The 18553-nt window shown below is 70.0% G+C and carries 16 protein-coding genes and 1 tRNA gene; 7 read left to right on the top strand and 10 right to left on the bottom strand.

Going from position 1 to position 18553, the window contains the following annotated elements; all coding sequences use genetic code 11:
• Positions 1-53 precede the first annotated feature (53 nt).
• The 3 genes from NIE79_RS21300 to NIE79_RS21290 form a co-directional block, all read right to left on the bottom strand.
• The gene (locus tag NIE79_RS21300) at positions 54-1205 is read right to left on the bottom strand and encodes a branched-chain amino acid ABC transporter substrate-binding protein (RefSeq protein ID WP_238680224.1); all 1152 of its coding nucleotides are present in this window, start codon (positions 1203-1205) and stop codon (positions 54-56) included.
• A 366-nt stretch (positions 1206-1571) separates the two neighbouring features.
• Positions 1572-2759 (bottom strand): hypothetical protein, encoded by a 1188-nt coding sequence (locus NIE79_RS21295; RefSeq protein ID WP_238680223.1) that lies wholly within the window; start codon positions 2757-2759, stop codon positions 1572-1574.
• Between the two features lie 66 nt (positions 2760-2825).
• Entirely contained in the window at positions 2826-3449 is a 624-nt protein-coding gene (locus NIE79_RS21290) for an ANTAR domain-containing response regulator (RefSeq protein ID WP_238680276.1), read from the bottom strand.
• Between the two features lie 97 nt (positions 3450-3546).
• Between NIE79_RS21290 and NIE79_RS21285 the strand changes: the two genes are divergently transcribed.
• Positions 3547-3621 (top strand) — tRNA-Leu (locus NIE79_RS21285).
• Between the two features lie 18 nt (positions 3622-3639).
• On the top strand, positions 3640-4407 hold the full coding sequence (locus NIE79_RS21280; RefSeq protein WP_238680222.1) for a helix-turn-helix domain-containing protein: 768 nt from the start codon (positions 3640-3642) through the stop codon (positions 4405-4407).
• 8 nt (positions 4408-4415) lie between these two features.
• On the opposite strand, the gene NIE79_RS21275 is transcribed toward NIE79_RS21280, so the two are convergent.
• The gene (locus NIE79_RS21275; RefSeq protein WP_238680221.1) at positions 4416-5267 is read right to left on the bottom strand and encodes an alpha/beta fold hydrolase; all 852 of its coding nucleotides are present in this window, start codon (positions 5265-5267) and stop codon (positions 4416-4418) included.
• Between the two features lie 126 nt (positions 5268-5393).
• Between NIE79_RS21275 and NIE79_RS21270 the strand changes: the two genes are divergently transcribed.
• Positions 5394-6044 (top strand): NAD-dependent epimerase/dehydratase family protein, encoded by a 651-nt coding sequence (locus NIE79_RS21270; RefSeq protein ID WP_238680220.1) that lies wholly within the window; start codon positions 5394-5396, stop codon positions 6042-6044.
• A gap of 3 nt (positions 6045-6047) precedes the next feature.
• On the opposite strand, the gene NIE79_RS21265 is transcribed toward NIE79_RS21270, so the two are convergent.
• Positions 6048-7226 carry a trans-sulfuration enzyme family protein gene (locus NIE79_RS21265; protein ID WP_238680219.1) on the bottom strand — a complete coding sequence of 393 codons (1179 nt, stop codon included), beginning with the start codon at positions 7224-7226 and terminating at the stop codon, positions 6048-6050.
• An 83-nt stretch (positions 7227-7309) separates the two neighbouring features.
• On the opposite strand from NIE79_RS21265, the gene NIE79_RS21260 reads away from it, so the two are divergent.
• Positions 7310-7789 (top strand): Lrp/AsnC family transcriptional regulator, encoded by a 480-nt coding sequence (locus NIE79_RS21260; RefSeq protein ID WP_238680218.1) that lies wholly within the window; start codon positions 7310-7312, stop codon positions 7787-7789.
• Positions 7790-7849: 60 nt separating this feature from the next.
• On the top strand, positions 7850-8872 hold the full coding sequence (locus NIE79_RS21255; RefSeq protein WP_238680217.1) for an LLM class flavin-dependent oxidoreductase: 1023 nt from the start codon (positions 7850-7852) through the stop codon (positions 8870-8872).
• A 200-nt stretch (positions 8873-9072) separates the two neighbouring features.
• Here NIE79_RS21255 and NIE79_RS21250 read toward each other — a convergent pair whose 3' ends face one another.
• Positions 9073-11307 (bottom strand): rhamnogalacturonan lyase family protein, encoded by a 2235-nt coding sequence (locus tag NIE79_RS21250; protein WP_274524394.1) that lies wholly within the window; start codon positions 11305-11307, stop codon positions 9073-9075.
• A 247-nt stretch (positions 11308-11554) separates the two neighbouring features.
• Here NIE79_RS21250 and NIE79_RS21245 point away from each other — a divergent pair, with 247 nt between their 5' ends.
• Entirely contained in the window at positions 11555-12994 is a 1440-nt protein-coding gene (locus NIE79_RS21245) for a pyridoxal-dependent decarboxylase (RefSeq protein WP_238680216.1), read from the top strand.
• Between the two features lie 380 nt (positions 12995-13374).
• Here NIE79_RS21245 and NIE79_RS21240 read toward each other — a convergent pair whose 3' ends face one another.
• Entirely contained in the window at positions 13375-14361 is a 987-nt protein-coding gene (locus tag NIE79_RS21240; protein WP_238680274.1) for a sulfite exporter TauE/SafE family protein, read from the bottom strand.
• Between the two features lie 154 nt (positions 14362-14515).
• Entirely contained in the window at positions 14516-14980 is a 465-nt protein-coding gene (locus NIE79_RS21235) for an RrF2 family transcriptional regulator (protein ID WP_238680215.1), read from the bottom strand.
• A gap of 292 nt (positions 14981-15272) precedes the next feature.
• Between NIE79_RS21235 and NIE79_RS21230 the strand changes: the two genes are divergently transcribed.
• Complete coding sequence (locus tag NIE79_RS21230) at positions 15273-15941, top strand: YceI family protein (protein ID WP_238680214.1); 669 nt, start codon at positions 15273-15275, stop codon at positions 15939-15941.
• Between the two features lie 68 nt (positions 15942-16009).
• On the opposite strand, the gene NIE79_RS21225 is transcribed toward NIE79_RS21230, so the two are convergent.
• Positions 16010-16894, bottom strand: a complete 885-nt coding sequence (locus tag NIE79_RS21225) for an acyl-CoA thioesterase (RefSeq protein WP_238680213.1) — start codon at positions 16892-16894, stop codon at positions 16010-16012.
• Positions 16891-18339: a pyruvate kinase gene (pyk, locus tag NIE79_RS21220; RefSeq protein WP_238680212.1), complete on the bottom strand. Its 1449-nt coding sequence runs from the start codon at positions 18337-18339 to the stop codon at positions 16891-16893. Before pyk ends, NIE79_RS21225 begins: the two co-directional genes overlap by 4 nt.
• Positions 18340-18553: the final 214 nt, after the last annotated feature.

The following is an 18553-nucleotide window of genomic DNA, read 5'->3' as shown; positions in this document are numbered from 1 at the left end:
GAATCGAGAGCGGCCGGGGTGAAACACCCCGGCCGCACTCCATTTCGTGGGCGTCAGCTGAGCTTGAGCTCCTGCAGCGCCTCGATAGCGTTGCCCTTGATCTGGTAGGCCCAGATGACAACCTTCGTCGGGTCGACGTCACCCTTGGCATCGAACTTGATGTACTTCGACACACCCTGCTTGTCGTACGACTTCACGAACGCCAGGATGTCCGCCCGGGTCTTCTTGCCAGCCTTGAAGGCGTCCAGGTAGATCGTGGCGCCGTCGAAGCCTTCCGCACCGTAGGAGCCCGGCGGGATGCCGAACTTCTTCTGGTAGTCGGCGGAGAAGGTGCCGCCAGCCTTGTCGGCCGGGAGGCACGGGCAGGTGATGATCGCGCCCTCGGCGCCACCGGAGGCACCCGACGGGAACGCGGTGTCGTAGAGACCGTCCGGGCCGACGAACTTGGCGTTGACGCCAGCGGCACGCATCTGCTTCACCAGCGGAGCAGCCTCACGGGTGTAGCCGCCGTAGAAGACGAAGTCGGCCTGCGACGACTTGATCTTGGAGACGGTGGCGTCGAACTGCGTCTGCCGCTCCTGGATCTTGTCCTTGTTCACGACCAGCGGGCCGAGCTGCTTGCCCAGCTCATCGGTGATGCCCGCGCCGTACGCGCTGGCGTCATCGACCATGAAGACCTTCTGCGCGTTCTGGGTCTTCAGGTAGCTGGCCACGGCACCGGCCTGCGTGCCGTCGTTACCGACCACCCGGTAGAAGGACGTGTTGCCCTTCTGGGTCAGGTCCGTGCGGGTCGCCGACGGGCTGACCATCGCCAGGCCGGCAGCCTGGTAGATCGGCATCGTCGCGTCCGACTCACCGGAGAAGTGACCACCGATGACACCGAGGAACGAGTTGTCCCCCGCGATCTGGTTCGCGAACGGGGTCGCCACCGCAGGGTCACCCTGGGTGTCGAACTGCTGCATGGTGACCTTGCAGTTCGGGTTCGCCGCGTTGAACTGCTCCACGGCGAGGTTCGCGCCGTTCAGCGACGGGATCACCAGACCCGCGTTGTCACCCGTGAACGCACCGAAGATCGCAATCTTGCCACCGCAGTCACCCGACGCGGTCCCACCTTCGCCGCCACCGGAATCCTGGCAACCAGCCGCAACCACCAGGGTCGCGGCGAGCGCCACGGTACCCAGCGCCCGTACATAGCTTCGCCTCACGGCTTCCTGACCTCCTCGAGATGCGGACGCGACTGACCCGAAGCGACGGCGACAGCAGCAAACCCGCAATTCCACCCACCTCGCAGGGACTCCCCCTGCGTTACGGCTCGTGATGGCGGAGCGTACCGACACGACATACCGTCCCGGAAGGCCTGAAGGCTGGGTCTGCGAAACCGTTACGAAGACGTGGGCAATCATGTCGATGTCCGTAACAGGTGAACCCGCCAGACGGTCCTTAAACCCACGCCCGGTCGCACTCCACCCGCAGCAACCCGGACCGCGCGCACCTGACAAAAAGTCGACTGACCTGCGGAAACGTCCGCACAGATCGCGCATCGGATGGAAGCGTCACCGCACCATCGACGATCAGGTGCCCGCGCCGGCCGCCCACCACAACCCGGCGCGGGTGCCGTCGTCCGCCGCCAACCACCACCGGTCACCCACCGCCACCAGCGTCACATCCCGGTCAACGCCCGCCGGCACATCGAGTGGCATCGTCGCCTCCCGCCACGAACCACCCCGGTCGGTCGACACCCACACCGAATTCCGAGCCCCATCCGTCACCGCGGCGAACAGACTGCCACCGGACGACACCAGCGACCCCACCCCCGGCACCCCGGCCCCAGCCCGCCGCCCGAACGTCCCGACGGCCACCCAACCCGCCGCCTCCTGGCGCCACGCGCCGAACGTCCCCCCGCGCAGCCCGACCGCCACCGGCACGCCGTCGGCCAACACCACCCGCTGCATCTCCTCGTACTCCGACCCACCCGGCAACACCGTGCGCCGCCACGACCGCCCGTCCGGCGACGACCACACCGCCGGATCGCGGTCGATCCGGCCAGCCGGCAACAAACCACCCACCGCCAGCCACCCCGACGACGTCGCCACCGCGTCGAACGCCCAGGTCACCCCCACCGCGTCACTGGCCAGCTCCGGCGCGCCCTCGACCAGCGCGAACTCCGCCGCCGCCGGCGACGCCACCCAGGACGCGGCACCCGCCGACCGGTTACCGACGATCAACCAACCCTGCGGGCCGGCCGCCAACCGGGACACGTTCACCGCCGTCGGCCCGCCGTACGTCTCGAACGACGCCTGCACCTCGATCAGCGCGCCATCGGCCACCTGCCGCCACGTGCTCACCCGCGGATAACCGTGCGCACCGCCGACCTTCGCGCCGATCAACGCCACCTGACCATCGCGGCAGGCCGCCGACAGGAACACGTTCTGCCGCCCGTAAAAGGAATCCGGACGCACCGGCAGCACCGTCCACGTCGTACCGTCCACGCTGGTCCAGCCGGCCGGACGCGTGCCACCGTCGGCGGCCAGGACACCACCGACCACGAACCACCGACCCGCGCACGACGTCGCGTCCCGCAGCAGGGGACGGCCCGGGCCACCCGGCGGCGCCGGAAGCGTCAACGGCTGCCAACCCGGCCGCAGCGCCGGCGCGGCGGCCGTCGTCGAACCCGCCCCGCTCGGCGCGGCCGACCCGTCGCACCCCGCGAGCAGCAGCGCGAAGAGGCCGAACACCGCGATCACCCGTCGGACGGACACCCGTCGATGCTAACCACCAGACCCCGCGCACGGTGGCCCGGCGCAGCCCGTTGTCACCAGGAGCGCTCAGACGGTCGGCTGCTGCGACACCTCGCCGCCGGCGGTCTCCGCGAGGATCCGCTCGGCGACCTCTTTCATGGTCATCCGGTGGTCCATCGCCGTGCGCTGGATCCACTTGAACGCCTGCGGCTCGGTCATCCCGTACGTGGTCATCAGCGCGCCCTTGGCGCGCTCCACCGACTTACGGATCTCCAGGCGGTCGGTCAGGCTCGCGACCTCCGCCTCCAGCGCCGCGACCTCCGAGTAACGCGACAGCGCAATCTCCACCGCCGGGACCAGGTCGCTCTTCTGGAAGGGCTTCACCAGGTACGCCATAGCGCCCGCCGCCCGCGCCCGCTCCACCAGGTCACGCTGGCTGAACGCGGTCAGAATGATCACCGGGGCGATCCGGGCACCGGCGATGCGCTCGGCGGCGGCCAGCCCATCCATGATCGGCATCTTGATGTCGAGGATGACGAGGTCGGGCTTCAACTCCTCGGCGAGGCGGACGGCTGTCTCGCCGTCACCGGCCTCCCCCACCACCTCGTAACCCTCTTCGACCAGCATCTCGGCGAGGTCCAGCCGGATCAGCGCCTCGTCCTCGGCGATCAGTACGCGCCTACGCTCGGCATCCGTCGGCGTCTCAGCCACCAGCCCTACCCCCACCAGTCGGAACCCGACACCCGCCCAGCCGGGTGTCACCGCCTTCAGCGTAGTGGGTATCCTGTCAGGGCTGAATCAGGGAAGCGCCCTCGTAGCCCAACTGGCAGCAGGCAATGGCTTCAAACTCCATACAGTGTGGGTTCGAATCCCACCGAGGGCACAAATTAATGTCGTACGGATGTTCGAGGATGACCTCGTGCATCCACCTGAGATCCGTGCCCGTGCACGACAGTTCTTCCTCGCGGGAGGTTCTGTCGCCGACACCGCTCGGGCTGTCGGTCTGCCCTATCGGACGGTCTGGCACTGGTGCAACGACCGGCCGGAGGCGAAGCTCCAGGGCACGCAGCTGCGGTGTTTCCGCTGCCGCGAAGGTGTCGAGAATCCGACCGACCCCGCCGCCTACGCCTACCTGCTCGGTCTCTACCTGGGCGACGGTCATCTCGCCGTCTCACCGAAGGTGCCGGTGCTTCGGGTCGCTTGCACGGAGAGCTATCCGGATCTCATCGACGCGTGTGAGGAAGCCATGCTCGCAGTGCTCGCCGCGCGTGTGCAGAGGATCCCCAAGCAAGGCTGCGTCTCGGTCGAGAGCAGTGGGACGCACTGGCCGTGCCTGTTCCCGCAGCATGGGCCCGGCAAGAAGCACGAGCGACCAATCGTCCTGGCCGACTGGCAGCGCGATCTCGTTGCCGCCCACCCGGGCGACTTCCTGCGCGGCTTGTTCCACTCCGACGGCTGTCGGTTCGCCAACCGGGTGACAGTGAGGGGCAAGGCGTACGTCTACCCGCGCTACATGTTCGTCAATGAGTCGGCGGACATCATGGGGCTCTGCCAGTGGAGCCTCGACCTGCTCGGCGTCGCTTGGCGGATGAACCGACGCAACTCGCTGTCGGTGGCGCGGCGCGACGCTGTCGCCACGCTGGACCGGCACGTCGGCCCCAAGTCCTGAGCTGGCGCTCAGGCGCGGGCCATGGCTGGCGCGCCGATGAAGTCCATGATCGCCTTGTTGACCTCGTCGGCGTGCGTCCACGGGATGCCGTGCGGGGCGCCCTTGAGGGTGACGAGCTTGCCGTTGGGCAGCATCGGGGCGAGCCGCTGGCCGGTGACCGGGTAGGGCAGCACCGCGTCCTGGTCGCCCTGGACGATGAGGATCGGCACGTCGATGCGGGGCACGTCGGCTCGGAAGTCGGTGGAGATGGCGTCGATGCACTGGTACGTGGCATTGGCGGAGGCGAGCCGCCCGATGGCCCAGTGCGCCTGGAAGGCTTCCTCGCTGACCTGCTTGCCCTTGGTCTGGTCGTAGTTGAAGAAGCTGGTGCAGAAGGCGGTGAGGTAGGCGAAGCGGTCTGCCGCGATGGCCTGCTTGAAGCCGTCGAAGACGCTTCCGTCGACCCCCTCGGGGTTGTCCGAGGTCTTGCGCAGGAACGGTGCCAGTGGGCTGAGCAGCACGCCTCGGCTGACCCGCTCGGAGCCATACCTGCTGAGGTAGCGGGTCACCTCACCGGTGCCCATGGAGTGACCGGCGAGGATGGTGTCGCGCAGGTCCAACTCCGTCATCAGGGTGTCGAGGTCGGCGGACAAGGTGTCGTAGTCGTACCCGGTGTCGGCTTGGCTGGAGGCGCCGAATCCCCGGCGATCGTAGGTGATCACCCGGTAGCCGGCGTTCAGCAGTGGGTTGGCCAGCTTCTCCATGGTGGCGCCGTTGAACGGGAAGCCGTGGATGAGCACGACCGGCTGGCCGGAGCCGTGGTCCTCGTAGTAGATGTCGATGGCGGTGTCGTTCTCGGTGCCAACGGTGATGAACGGCATGTTCGTCCTCCCCTGCCGGCTTGGTGGTGTCGGTCGGCGGGGCTTTCCCCAGCCGTCGGCGGTCATGCCGTCGTGGGAGCCTGCGAGGACGCGAGTGGCGAGGTTGACGACAGGGGTGGGTCTGATATGCGGGTGGTTGTCTTCGGTGCGACCGGGATGGTCGGTCAGGGCGTGTTGCGCGAGTGCCTGCTCGCCGATGACGTGCGGGAGGTGCTGACTGTCGGTCGGCGGCCGACCGGTGCGCAGGATCCGAAGCTGCGGGAGCTGACGGTCGCGGACGTGGGCGAGCTGGACGCGGTGCGGGCCGAGTTGACAGGTGTCGACGCGTGTTTCTACTGCCTGGGGGTGTCCTCGTTGGGCCTGGACGAGGCGGCGTACACGCGGGTCAGCTTCGACTACCCGATGGCGGCCGCGCGGTTGTTCGCGGAGGTGAGCCCGCAGGTCACGTTCGTCTACGTCTCGGGTCAGGGGACCGATTCGTCGGGTCGGGGTCGGGTGATGTGGGCGCGGGTCAAGGGGCGTGCCGAGAACGCGATCATGGATCTGCTGCCCAACGGTTACGCGGCGCGGCCGGGGTTCATCCAGCCGACGTACGGGGCGGTGTCGAAGACGCGGTGGTACCGGTTCGGGTACGCGGTCACCCGTCCGCTGTTTCCGCTGCTGCGTCGGTTGCTGCCGAACCAGGTCACCACGACCGACGGGATCGGTCGGGCGATGCTGCGGGTGGCTCGGCAGGGTTCGCCTGTGCGGGTGTTGGGCAACAGCGAGCTGCGCTGAGGGTCAGGCGATCGTGTCGAGGGCGTGGGCGAGGTCGGCGCGCAGGTCTTCGGGGTCTTCGAGGCCGACGGAGAGGCGCAGCAGGGCGGCGGCGGGTTTGGCGTCGCCTTCGACCGGTCGGTGGGTGAGTGAGGCGGGGTGCTGGATGAGGGTGTCCACGCCGCCGAGGGACACCGCGTGGGTGATGAGGCGGCAGGCGCTGGCGACGGCGGCCGCGGCGGGTGCGCCGCCGCGTACCTCGAAGGCGAGCAGGCTGCCGGGTCCGGACATCTGCCGCCCGACCAGTGCCGCCGGGTCGTCCACCGAGGGGTGGTGCACCCGGTGTACGGCGGGGTGGTCGGCGAGCCAGCCGGCGAGTTTCTCGGCGGTGGCCTGTTGGGCGCGGACCCGCAGCGGCAGGGTTTGCAGGCCGCGGTGCAGCAGGTAGCCGCCGAGGGGGTGCAGGATCGCGCCGGTGACCGCGCGGACCTGGCGTAGGCGTACGGCCCAGGTGTCGTCGCAGGCGACGACGCCGGCGAGGACGTCGCCGTGTCCGCCGATGCTCTTGGTGGCGCTGTGCAGGACGAGGGTGGCGCCGTGGCGGGCGGGTTGTTGCAGGACGGGGGTGGCGACGGTGTTGTCGACAAGGAGTGGGATGTCGCCGGCCGCGGCGGCGAGGGCGGCGATGTCGACCAAATCGAGGCTGGGGTTGGCGGGTGTCTCGACGATGACCAGTGCGGTGTCGGGGCGGATGGCGGCGGCGACCTCGTCGGGACGTGTCCAGGTGACTGTGGTGCCGAGCAGGCCGGTGGCGAGGATGTGGTCGGTGCCGCCGTAGAGGGGTCGGACGGCGACGACGTGTCGGCGGTCGTCGCGGGCGGCGGCGAGCAGCGTGGCGGTGAGGGCGGCCATTCCGCTGGCGAAGGCGACGGCCTGGGCGGTGCCTTCCAGTTCGGCGAGGGCGGTTTCGAAGCGGGCGACGGTGGGGTTCCAGAGCCGTTGGTAGACGGCGCCGCCTTGCGGGGGGAGGGTGCCGCCGGTGGCGAGCTGTTCGTACGCGGCGCCGCCGTCGTCGACGGAGGGCAGTGGGTTGGTGGTCGACAGGTCGATGGGTGGTACGTGCACGCCGAGGGTGCGGAGGTCGTCGCGGCCGGCGTGTACGGCCCGGGTGTCCATCGTTGTCATGGCTGAAGCGTCGAACATTTGGCGGCTGTTGGGCAACAGTTCGGCAGATCATTCTGCGATCTGGGTTGGTTTCGGTGTTGGGTTCGGGTGAGGATGGCGGAATGCCCTCTGAGCCGAATGATGTGCGGCCGTATCCGGCCCTGGATGAGGTGGATCGCGCGATCCTGACCGAGTTGGCGGCGGACGGTCGACTGCCGAACAACGCCCTCGCCGAGCGGGTGGGCGTGGCGCCGTCGACGTGTCTGACGCGTACCCGGGCGCTGCGCGAGCGCGGTGCGATCCGTGGTTTCCACGCCGAGGTTGATCCGGCGGCGCTCGGTCTGCCGTTGCAGGCGTTGGTGTCGGTGCGGTTGACGGCGCACGAGCGGGCGGCGGTGGACGCGTTCCGGGCCCGGTCGGTGCGGCTGCCGGGGGTGGTGTCGGTGTTCCACGTGGCCGGCGCGGAGGACTACGTGCTGCATGTGCGGGCGGCGTCGGGCGACGCGTTGCGGGACTTCGTGCTGGACCACCTGGCGGTGGACCCGGTGGTGCAGCACACGCAGACCAGTCTGATCTTCGAGCAGGCGCGCGGGATGGGCTGAGCGGCGGGTGAGGTGGCCGACGAAAACCCGTATGCCGGAACAAAGCCGGCCGGTGACGGGTTGGCTGACCGTGTGATCACCGTACCGTTGTCTGTTCTTGATCTTGCCCCGGTCGCCAAGGGCACCACCGCTGGCCAGGCGTTGCAGGCCACCACCGAGTTGGCCCGCCGCACCGAGGAGTTGGGCTACCACCGGTTCTGGGTGGCCGAGCACCACAACATGCCGGCGATCGCCAGTTCCGCCCCCGCGGTGCTGCTGGCGCACCTGGCGGCGAACACCTCGACGATCCGGCTGGGGTCGGGCGGGGTGATGCTGCCCAACCACGCGCCGCTGGTGGTGGCGGAGCAGTTCGGCACCCTGGAGGCGCTGCACCCCGGTCGGATCGACCTGGGCATCGGGCGGGCGCCGGGCACCGACCAGGTGACCGCGCTGGCGTTGCGGCGCACCATGGAGGGCCTGTCGGCGGAGGGTTTCCCGCGCGAGCTGACGGACCTGATGAACTACTTCAGCGGGGAGAAGCCGGGGCAGATCATCGCCACGCCGGGCCGCGGTGAGCAGCCGGCCGTGTGGCTGTTGGGCTCCAGCGGTTTCAGCGCTCAGCTCGCCGGTCTGCTCGGTCTGCCGTTCTCCTTCGCGCACCACTTCAGCTCGCAGAACACCCTGCCGGCGTTGGCCCTTTACCGGCAGAACTTCCGGCCGTCGCAGTGGCTGGACAAGCCGTACGCGATGGTGGCGGTCAACGCGGTGTGCGCGGAGACCGACGAGCGGGCCGAATGGTTGGCCGGGCCGAGCGCGCTGTCGTTTTTGAAGTTGCGCTCCGGGCGGCCGGAGCCACTGTCGACGCCGGACGAGGCGGCGGCGTACCCGTACTCGGAGATCGAGCGGGAGTTCGTCGTGGCGCGCCGTGACGGTCAGGCGATGGGCTCGCCGGAGACGGTGCGTCGACAGCTGAGCGAGCTGCTGGAGCGCACCGGCGCGGACGAGCTGATGCTGACCACGCTGGTGTACGACGTGCAGGACCGGGTGCGGTCGTACGAATTGATCGCCGAGCAGGTGGTGGGCGGTCTGCGCCGGAGCGCGTGAAACACGATCTTCACGTCAGCGTCACCCTGCCGACCCGGACGGTGCCTAATGTTGGTGCCGGTGGTGGTACGGCATTCCCGGTCGGGACGGGTTGGGAATGCCGCGGTGTGGCGCACCGGGCCGGAGCTGAGCGGATTCCGCGGCTGCGGCCCGGTGCCTGCCACCCTAGGCGACCCCGCTCGGGACCGCCAGGGTTTGCATCAACGTAGGTGGATGTCCGGCGTGGGTGGGGTGCCCATTCCACTGCCGATGAAGAACCCCGGGTGCGGCGGTTGGTTGTAGGCGGTGTTCTGCCACGCGATCGCCACCCGATACTGCGGGTCGTGCATCAGGGTGTAGATCCGGGTGCTGGTCGGCGTGGGTGTGCTGTAGATGCGCAACGCCCGGCTGTCGGTGGTCCGCCAGATCACCTCCTCGCGCCAGTCGCCCAGGATGTCGCCGGAGAGCGCCGGCGTGGACTTGGTGCCGTTGTTGGATCCCACCCCGCTGCCGTCGAGCAGCCGGGTCTCACCGCCGGTGCCGTACTTGTCGATCTTCGTCCCGTCCAGCAGTTCCCGCACCGGGTCGCCGTCCCACCAGGCGAGGAAGTTGGCCGAGGACGGCTTGCGGCCGACGTTCTGCCCCCTGGTGTTGGCCAGTCCGGCGACCGCTGACGACCACGACTCCGCGCCGGGGCTGCCCGCCCAGATGTCCGCGGAGACACCCCGGCCGTTGTCGCCGGACGCCGGCGTGGACCAGAGGACCTGACCGGTACGGGCGTCGGCGAAGTACGAGCTGGGCTTGCTGGCGTCCTCGTCGACCTTGAACACCTCCAGGCCGGCGCGGCCCGGGTCCAGGTCCCCCACGTGCATGGCGTCGCCGTGGCCGTTGCCCGTCGAGTGGAGCAGCCGGCCGTTGTCGTCAATGGTGGCGGCCCCGTACACGATCTCCTGGCGACCGTCGGCGTCGACGTCGGCCACGGAGAGCTGGTGGTTGCCCTGACCGGCGGCGGCGCCGTTGCCGGAGGAGTTCGAGTCGAACGTCCAGCGCTTGGTCAGCGTGCCGTTGCGGAAGTCCCAGGCGGCGATCACCGCGCGGGTGTAGTAACCCCGGGCCATGATCAGCGAGGGGCGCTGCCCGTCCAGGTACGCGGTGCCGGCGAGGAACCGGTCCACCCGGTTGCCGTACGAGTCACCCCAGGACGACACGGTGCCGCGCGGCGGGTCGTAGTTGACGGTGGAGGCGATCGCGCCGGTCTGCCCGTTGAACATGGTCAGGTACTCCGGGCCGGACAAGACGTAACCGCTGGAGTTGCGGTGGTCCGCCGACGAGGAACCGATGAGCTGACCGGTGCCGGAGCGGGTGCCGTCGGCGGTCTTCATGGCCACCTCGGCGCGGCCGTCGCCGTCGTAGTCGTACACCTGGAACTGGGTGTAGTGGGCCCCGGCCCGGATGTTGCGGCCCAGGTCGATCCGCCACAACCGGGTGCCGGTGAGTGTGTACGCGTCGACGTAGACGTTGCCGGTGTAGCCGGACTGGGAGTTGTCCTTGGCGTTCGACGGGTCCCACCTGAGCACGATCTCGTAGCTGCCGTCGCCGTTGAGGTCACCGACGGAGGCGTCGCTGGCGCTGTACGAGTAGCTCTCGCCGCTGGGGGTGGTGCCCCCGGCCGGGACCTGCAACGGCACGTCCAGGTAGCCCGCGCCGAACTGCAACGCCGGCGCCGACGCCGCCTGCTCGGCGCCACCCACCACGGCCCGCACCGTGTACGCCGAGCCGGCCGCCGCGCCGCTGTCGAGGTAGTTGGCGGCGCCGGTGATCGGGCTGGCGTTGACCCTTGTGGATCCTCGGTAGAGGTTGAACGCCACCCCGGAGGTCTCGGTGCCGAGCAGCCGCCAGGACACCAGGTTGCCGCTGCCGGAGCGGACGCTGATCAGCCCTCGGTCCAGGTCCTCCATCTGCACCACCCCGGCCGACGTCGGAGGCGGAGTGGTGGGTGGCGGAGTGGTGGGTGGCGGGGTGGTCGGCTCGTCGGTGGGTGGGGCGCCAGTGCAGGTGGTGCCGTTGAGCGCGAAGCTGCCCGGCACCGGGTTGCTGCCGGTCCACGAACCGTTGAAGCCGAACGAGGCGCTGCCGTTCGTGGCGATGGCGATGTTGTGGTCGACGTTTCGCGCGGTCACCTGGGCGCCGGACTGGGCGACGACGGCGTTCCACGCCTGGGTGACCTGCTGGCCCCCGGCGTACGACCAGGTGAGCGCCCACCCGTTGACCGGGTCGCCGAGGTTGGTGACCGTGACGTTGGCGCCGAAACCGCCCTGCCACTGGTTGGTGATCTGATAGTCGACCCGGCAGCCGACGGCGGCGGCCGAGGCGACGACCGTGCCGAGGGTGCCGGCCACGACGGTGGCCGCCGTCATGGCGGCGAGCAGGGTCAGCCGATGTCTGGACGGGTGCATGAACTGCCTCCGGGGATCCGGTGATGATCGCTACGACCCACCGGCCCTGCCCGGGAAGCACAGTGGACCGACCCCACCGCGACGGCGGCGGACGGCGATCTGATCGGGTGAAACGCCCTGGAACTCACGGATCCGACTCACCGCGCATCGTATGGCAAGCGCTTTCCACCACGCAACATCGACCATCATCGCTTGGTTGCGGATCCCGCTCTTGCCTCCGTGATCGATGCCTGATCAACTCGTCCGGGTGAGCGCTCACCACATGGACCCCGCCGAATTCCGTCGCGCCGGCCACGCCGTCGTCGACTGGATCGCCGACTACTGGGCGACAGTGGAACAACGACCCGTCGCCCCGGCCGACCCCCCGGGCACCGTGGCCGCCGCCCTGCCCACCGAACCGCCCACCACCGGCGGCGAACCGGTCGAGGCGATCCTCGCCGACCTGGACTCGATCGTCGTACCGGGGCTGACCCACTGGCAGCACCCGGGCTTCTTCGGCTACTTCCCCGGCAACACCTCCGGCCCGAGCGTGCTCGGCGACCTGGTCAGCTCCGGGCTCGGCGTCCAGGGCATGCTCTGGGCCTCCAGCCCGGCCTGCACCGAGCTGGAGACGGTCATGATGGACTGGCTGGCCCACCTGCTGGACCTGCCACAGCGGTTCCGCTCCACCAGCGCCGGCGGTGGGGTCATCCAGGACTCGGCGTCCTCGGCGACGCTGGTGGCCACCCTGACCGCACTGCACCGGGCCAGCGGCGGCCGCTGGCGGCACACCGGCATCGACCGGCGCTACCGCGCCTACACCTCCGTCCACGGGCACTCGTCCATCGAGAAGGCGGTGCGGATCGCCGGGCTGGGCGGCGACGGAATCCGGTCGATCGACGTGGACCCGGACACCCAGGCGATGCTGCCGGACGCGCTGCGCGCCGCCATCGAGGCCGACCTGGCCGCCGGTGACGTACCGGCCATCGTGGTGGCGACCGTCGGCACCACCTCCACCACCGCCGTCGACCCGCTGCCGGAGATCGGGGCCATCTGCGCCGAGTACGGGATCTGGCTGCACGTGGACGCCGCGTACGCGGGCGCCGCCGCCGTCTGCCCCGAGCTGCGGTGGACGCACGCCGGCCTGGAGTACGCCGACTCCTACTGCTTCGACCCGCACAAGTGGCTGCTCACCGGCTTCGACTGCGACGCGTTCTGGGTGGCCGACCGGGCCGAACTGATCGAGGCGCTGACCGTTCTGCCGGAGTTCCTCCGCAACGCGGCCTCCGAATCCGGCGCGGTGATCGACTACCGGGACTGGCAGGTGCCGCTGGGCCGGCGGTTCCGGTCCCTCAAGCTGTGGTTCGTGCTGCGCTGGTACGGCGCCGAAGGGCTGCGGGCGCACATCCGCTCCGGGGTGGCGCTGGCCGAACGGTTCGCCGAGCGGGTCCGCACCGACGACCGGTTCGAGGTGGCGGCGGCGCACCCGTTCTCACTGGTGTGCTTCCGACTTCGCGCCGACGACGACACCAACGCGGCGCTGCTGGCCTCGGCGAACGCCACCGGACGGGTGCACCTCACACACACCCGGGTCGCCGGCCGCTACACGCTGCGACTGGCGGTCGGCTCACCCCAGACCACCGAAGCGCACATCGACGAAGCCTGGGCCCTGCTCTCCAAAGCAGCCAACGCCCTGCTCACCCCCTGACCCGCCGTCGCCCCGCACCCCGACCTCTCCCCCACGCCGTCGCCCCCGCGCCCCGCAACACCGCGCGCCCGCGCCACCGCGCCACCGCGCCAAGATCTGCGCAACTTCCGGGATGTTGCTGCCTCCGGCGCGCGAGAGACGGCAACATCCCTGATATTGCGCGGATCTTGGCGACGACCACCGTGCCGACCGACCGGAAGTGGGATTCGGGTGTAACCGCCGTCAAGGTCACGCTCGAACCAGGATGTAGTGGCCACGAAACGCCGGGAAGCCACTACATCCAGGATGTTGCGCGATCTTGGGGTTTCAACCTCGGTGATGACGACGTTGACCGGGCATCGGCGGGCGGGACGGGCGGGCGGCGGGACGGGCGGCGGGATTCAGCGCGGGGTGGGCGTACCCGTTGTGGCCAGATCGGCAGGGACCTCGCCGGCGGATGCGACGTCGGATGCCTCGGCGGGCATACCGGCAGCGGCGGCGGGCGTAGCGGTCGCGGAGTCGGCGCGGGCGCGGCGGGCACGGCGTAGGGCACGCACGGCAAACACCAGGGCGGCCAGCCAGCCTGCGGCGAGCAGGGCGTACAGGGCGGGGCGGGCCGAGCCGTCCAGTTCTGCGGAACGCATCAGGGTGCGGGCGTTGGTCAGCACGATCACGCCGCCGACTGCCGCGCCGAGCAGTTGGGCGGGCACGATTCGCACCAGCCAGGCGGCCAGCGGGGCGGCGATGAGCCCGCCGATGAGCAGTGCGGCGACGGTGGGGAGCAGGAATCCCTCGGTGCCCAGCCCGATCAGGAAGCCGATGCTGGCCGCGCCGGCCACGACGAACTCGGCGGTGTCCACGGAGCCGATCACCTTGCGGGGCTCCATGCGGCCGGAGACCAGCAGCGCGGGGGTGGCCACCGGGCCCCATCCACCGCCGCCGGTCGCGTCGACGAAGCCGGCGACCAGGCCCAGGGGGCCGAGGAAACGACCGCGGAGACGTCCCCCGACCCGGTCGGTGCGCAGTGGCCGGGCGAAGCGGATCAGGAGGTACGCGCCGAGCGTGAAGAGAATGCCGGCCATCCACGGTGCGGCGGCCTCTGTGGAGATCGAGCTGAGCACTGTGGCGCCGGCGAAGGCGCCGATCGCGCCGGGCAGGGCGATACGGGTCACCACCCGCCAGTCGACGTTGCCGAACCGCCAGTGCGCGACCCCGGCTGCGAGGGTGGTGCCGATCTCGGCCAGGTGCACCGAGGCCGAGGCGGCGGCCGGGGCGACCCCGGCGACCAGCAGCAGAGTGGACGAGGTCAAGCCGTACGCCATGCCGAGCGAACCATCGATCAGTTGCGCGACGAGCCCGACCAGAGCGAGGACCAACAGCTTGCGCACGAGCGCCCCCAGACTTTTCGGCATCTCCTATCGACTTGGTCGACAATGCGGGATGGGGCAGCCAGGGTCAAGCCCCCGATCGGTGGATGGGACGCGCCCGGGCGGCACGCCGGGTCAACGACCCTGTGACAGGAAGCTGGAGGCGAGCCGGCGCTCAGATCCAGGCGCGTGGGTCGGCGGCCAGCTCGGTGACCCGTGCGGGCAGGGTGCCGGCGGCCACGTCGGCGACGCTGACCAGTTCCAGGATCTCCCGCTCGCTTGCCCGTAGCGCGATCCAGACCTCCTGGAGAGCGTGCGCCGGGCCGTGGTAGCCGAGCTGCTCGGGGCGTTGCCCGCGTACGTGGGCGAGGGGCCCGTCGATCACCCGGATGACCTCGGCGAGGGAGATCTCCTCGGCGGGGCGGGCCAGCCAGTAGCCGCCCTCCGGGCCGCGCTGGGCGTGCACGATGCCGCCGCGGCGCAGCTGGAGAAGGATGCTCTCCAGGAACTTCGGCGGGATCTCCTGGGCGCGGGCGATCTGGTCGGCCGTGACCGGCCGGCCGCGCCCGGGGCCGCTGGCCGTCGCGGCAAGCTCGACGGCCGCGCGGAGGGCATAGTCGACCCGGGCGGAGAGGCGCATGTCGGCAAGGTTAGTCGCCGGTCAACCGGGCGGGCGGGCGACCCTCGGCCGATCGGTCACGCATCGATGGAAAGTGGCGCCGCTGGCGCGCGCCCGGGCGGCCGGCCGGGACCGGGAAACGGCCGCCGGTAGGGACCGGTGAAGTACGCCATGATCCACCGTACGGTGGCGGCGGAAATGCCGGTCCGGAGCGTCCCTATGCTGGGCGGGGAGTACGAATGTCTGGCCGTTTACCCGGCCGCCAGCAACATATTGATAAACACCCGGGTGTGCTCGGGGGGAAGGCAACACGATGACCGATATCGCCACACGCACCTGGGACGGCATGACCATCCCGGTGGCCGGCACCTATCTTCTCGATCAGGCGCACAAGCGGATCGGTTTCCTGTCCCGGCACATGATGGTGAGCCCGGTGCGCGGCGAGTTCGCCGAGGCGACGGCGCAGATCTTCGTGGCGGAGGACCCGCTGCTCTCCTCGGTGACGGCCACCATCATGTCGGCCAGCATCACCACCGGGAGTGCCGATCGGGACACGCATCTGAAGAGTGCCGACTTCCTCGACGTGGAGCGTTTTCCCACCCTCGAATATCGAAGCACCGGCATTAAATGGCAGGGCAACGAGGACCCCATATTCCAGTGGGCGCGTCTGCGCAACCACCGGTTGGGCGGACGAGGCCGGAGTCACATTGTTCCGCCGCAGTCCGACGGCATTCCCGGACGATTCGTCCTCACCGGTGAGTTGACAGTGAAGGGGATCACCCGGGCCGTCGACCTTGAGGTGAATTTCGGTGGGGCTCGTCAGGATCCGTACGGGCAGAACATCTTCGGATTCAGCGCGACGGCCGAGATGAACCGTGAGGACTACGGCCTGCTGTGGAATGTCGTCCTGGAGAGCGGCGGGGTGCTGGTCGGCAAGACGGTGCAGATCGAGATCGCCGGCGAAGCCATCTACCAGGCCTGAACCACGTCATCCCCGCCAGTTGCCTGGCGGGGATGAGCGACAACAACTCGGCGGAATGAGCGACAGCGTCAGGCGCCGACGCGGCGCAGCAGACCCTCCTGGACGGCGCTGGCGATCTGCCGGCCGTCAGTGGTGAACATCCGGCCGGTAGCCAGCCCTCGCGCGCCGGACGCCGACGGGCTCAGGCAGTCGTAGAGGAACCACTCGTCGGCCCGGAACGGCCTGTGGAACCACAGCGCGTGGTCCAGGCTCGCGCCGACCAACCCGCCCGGCCCCCACACCTCGCCGTGCGCAGAGAGCACCGAGTCCAGCAGGGTGAGGTCCGAGGCGTAGGTGAGCGCGCAGGCGTGCAGCAGGGGGTCGTCGGGCAGTTTGCCGTCGATGCGCATCCAGACGCGCTGGTGCGGGTCGGCGGGCCGGTCGCCGGGGCGGACCCAGCCGGGCTCGCCCACGTAGCGCACGTCGATCGGTCGTGGGATCTGACCCCAGATGCCCAGCCGCTCCGGGTAGCGGGAGAGTCGGTCGGTCATCGTCGGCACGTCCTGCGGCGGGGGCACGTCCAGCGGGGCCGTGACCTGGTGGTCCAGCCCCTCCTCGGCCCGCTGGAACGACGCCGACATGAAGAAGATCGGCTTGCCGTGCTGGAGGGCGACCGCGCGGCGGACCGAGAAGGACCGGCCGTCGCGGATGTTCTCCACCTCGTACGCGATCGGCTCGACCGGGTCACCGGGGCGGACGAAGTAGCCGTGCAGCGAGTGCACGAACCGTTCCGGGTCGACGGTGCGGCCGGCGGCGACCAGGGCCTGACCGGCGACCTGGCCGCCGTACACCCGTTGTGGGCCGACCGGGGGGCTCATCCCCCGGAAGGTCATCTCCCCGGTCGGGTCGAGGTCGAGCACCTCCAGCAGCTGGTCCACCGCCGCCTGGCCGACCGCGACCCGACCGTCGCTCACTGCAGGGCCCGCGCCGACGCGGCGTCGACCAGCGAGCCGAGCTGGTGTACGCGCAGCGTGTTGGTCGAGCCGGGGGTGCCGGGCGGGCTACCGGCCACGATCACCACGTAGTCACCGGGGTTGGCCCGGTCGAGGCCGAGCAGCGCCTGGTCGACCTGGCGGAACATGTCGTCGGTGTGCTGCACGAACGGCATCAGGAAGGTCTCCACGCCCCAGGTGAGGGCGAGCTGGTCGCGCACCTCGGGGACGGGCGTGAAGGCCAGCAGCGGCAGGTCGCAGTGCAGGCGGGACAGCCGTCGCACGGTGTCGCCGGTCTGCGAGAACGCGACGAGCGCCTTGGCGTTGATGGCCCGGGCGATCGACGAGGCGGCGACGGTGAGCGCGCCACCGTGGGTACGCGGGTCGTGCTGCAACCGCGGCACCCCGATGGAACCGGCCTCGGTGGTCGTCACGATCTTGGCCATGGTGCTGACGGTGAGCACCGGATACTTGCCGACGCTGGTCTCGCCGGAGAGCATCACCGCGTCCGCGCCGTCGAGCACCGCGTTGGCGACGTCGGAGGCTTCCGCCCGGGTGGGGCGGGAATTCTCGATCATGGAGTCGAGCATCTGGGTGGCCACGATGACGGGCTTGGCGTTCTCCCGGCACAGCTGCACGGCGCGCTTCTGCACCAGCGGGACCTCGTCCAGCGGCATCTCGACACCGAGGTCACCGCGGGCGACCATGACGCCGTCGAAGGCCAGCACGATGGCCTCCAGGTGCTCCACCGCCTCCGGCTTCTCGACCTTGGCGAGCACCGGGCGGAACACGCCCTCCTCGGCCATGATGTTGTGGACGAGCTTGATGTCCTCGGCCGAGCGGACGAACGAGAGCGCCACCAGGTCGACACCGAGCCCCAGGGAGAAGCGCAGGTCCTCGGCGTCCTTGTCCGACATCGCGGGCACGCTGACCGCCACGTTGGGCAGCGACACGCCCTTGTTGTTGGAGACCGGGCCCCCCTCGGTGACGAGGCAGCGGATGTCGTTGCCGGTGACATCGGTGACCTCGACGGCGACTCGACCGTCGTCGATCAGCAGCCGGTCGCCGGGCTTCACCTCGTGGGGCAGCTTCGTGTAGGTGCAGGAGACCCGCTCCTTGGTGCCGATGACGTCGTCGCCGGTGATGACGACCGAGTCACCGGTGCGCCACTCGTGGGGGCCGTCGGCGAACCGACCGAGCCGGATCTTGGGACCTTGCAGGTCGGCGAGGACGGCGACCGGCTTACCCGTTGCCTCCGACGCCTCCCGGACCAGTCGGTAGACCGCCTCGTGGTCGGCGTGGCTGCCGTGGCTGAAGTTGAGCCTCGCCACGTTCATGCCGGCCTCGACAAGACCCCGGATGCGCTCCGGGGACGAGGTGGCGGGACCCAGAGTGCAGACGATCTTTACGCGGCGTGTCACGCCCATCAGGCTAGTCTCTCCTTCAGGTCGGACTCGGGGCCGACCCCTTGCAGGCAGCGGAACAGGTGTCCAACGACGCGCGGTGCACGTCGGGCCGGCGGGCGGAACCACACCGGGAACGTTGTGGCGACGGGCATCAGCGACCGCGCGCCGGGAATCGTACGCCTCTGGTGGCGTGCGCTGTCGGGGTGCTCCCGGCGGCGGCTCACAGCGGGTGCTC

It is taken from the genome of Micromonospora trifolii, from assembly GCF_022229005.1.
Lineage (GTDB): Bacteria > Actinomycetota > Actinomycetes > Mycobacteriales > Micromonosporaceae > Micromonospora > Micromonospora trifolii.
The sequence above is the reverse complement of the archived record's forward strand: the minus strand, read 5'-3'. Positions and strand labels throughout refer to the sequence as shown.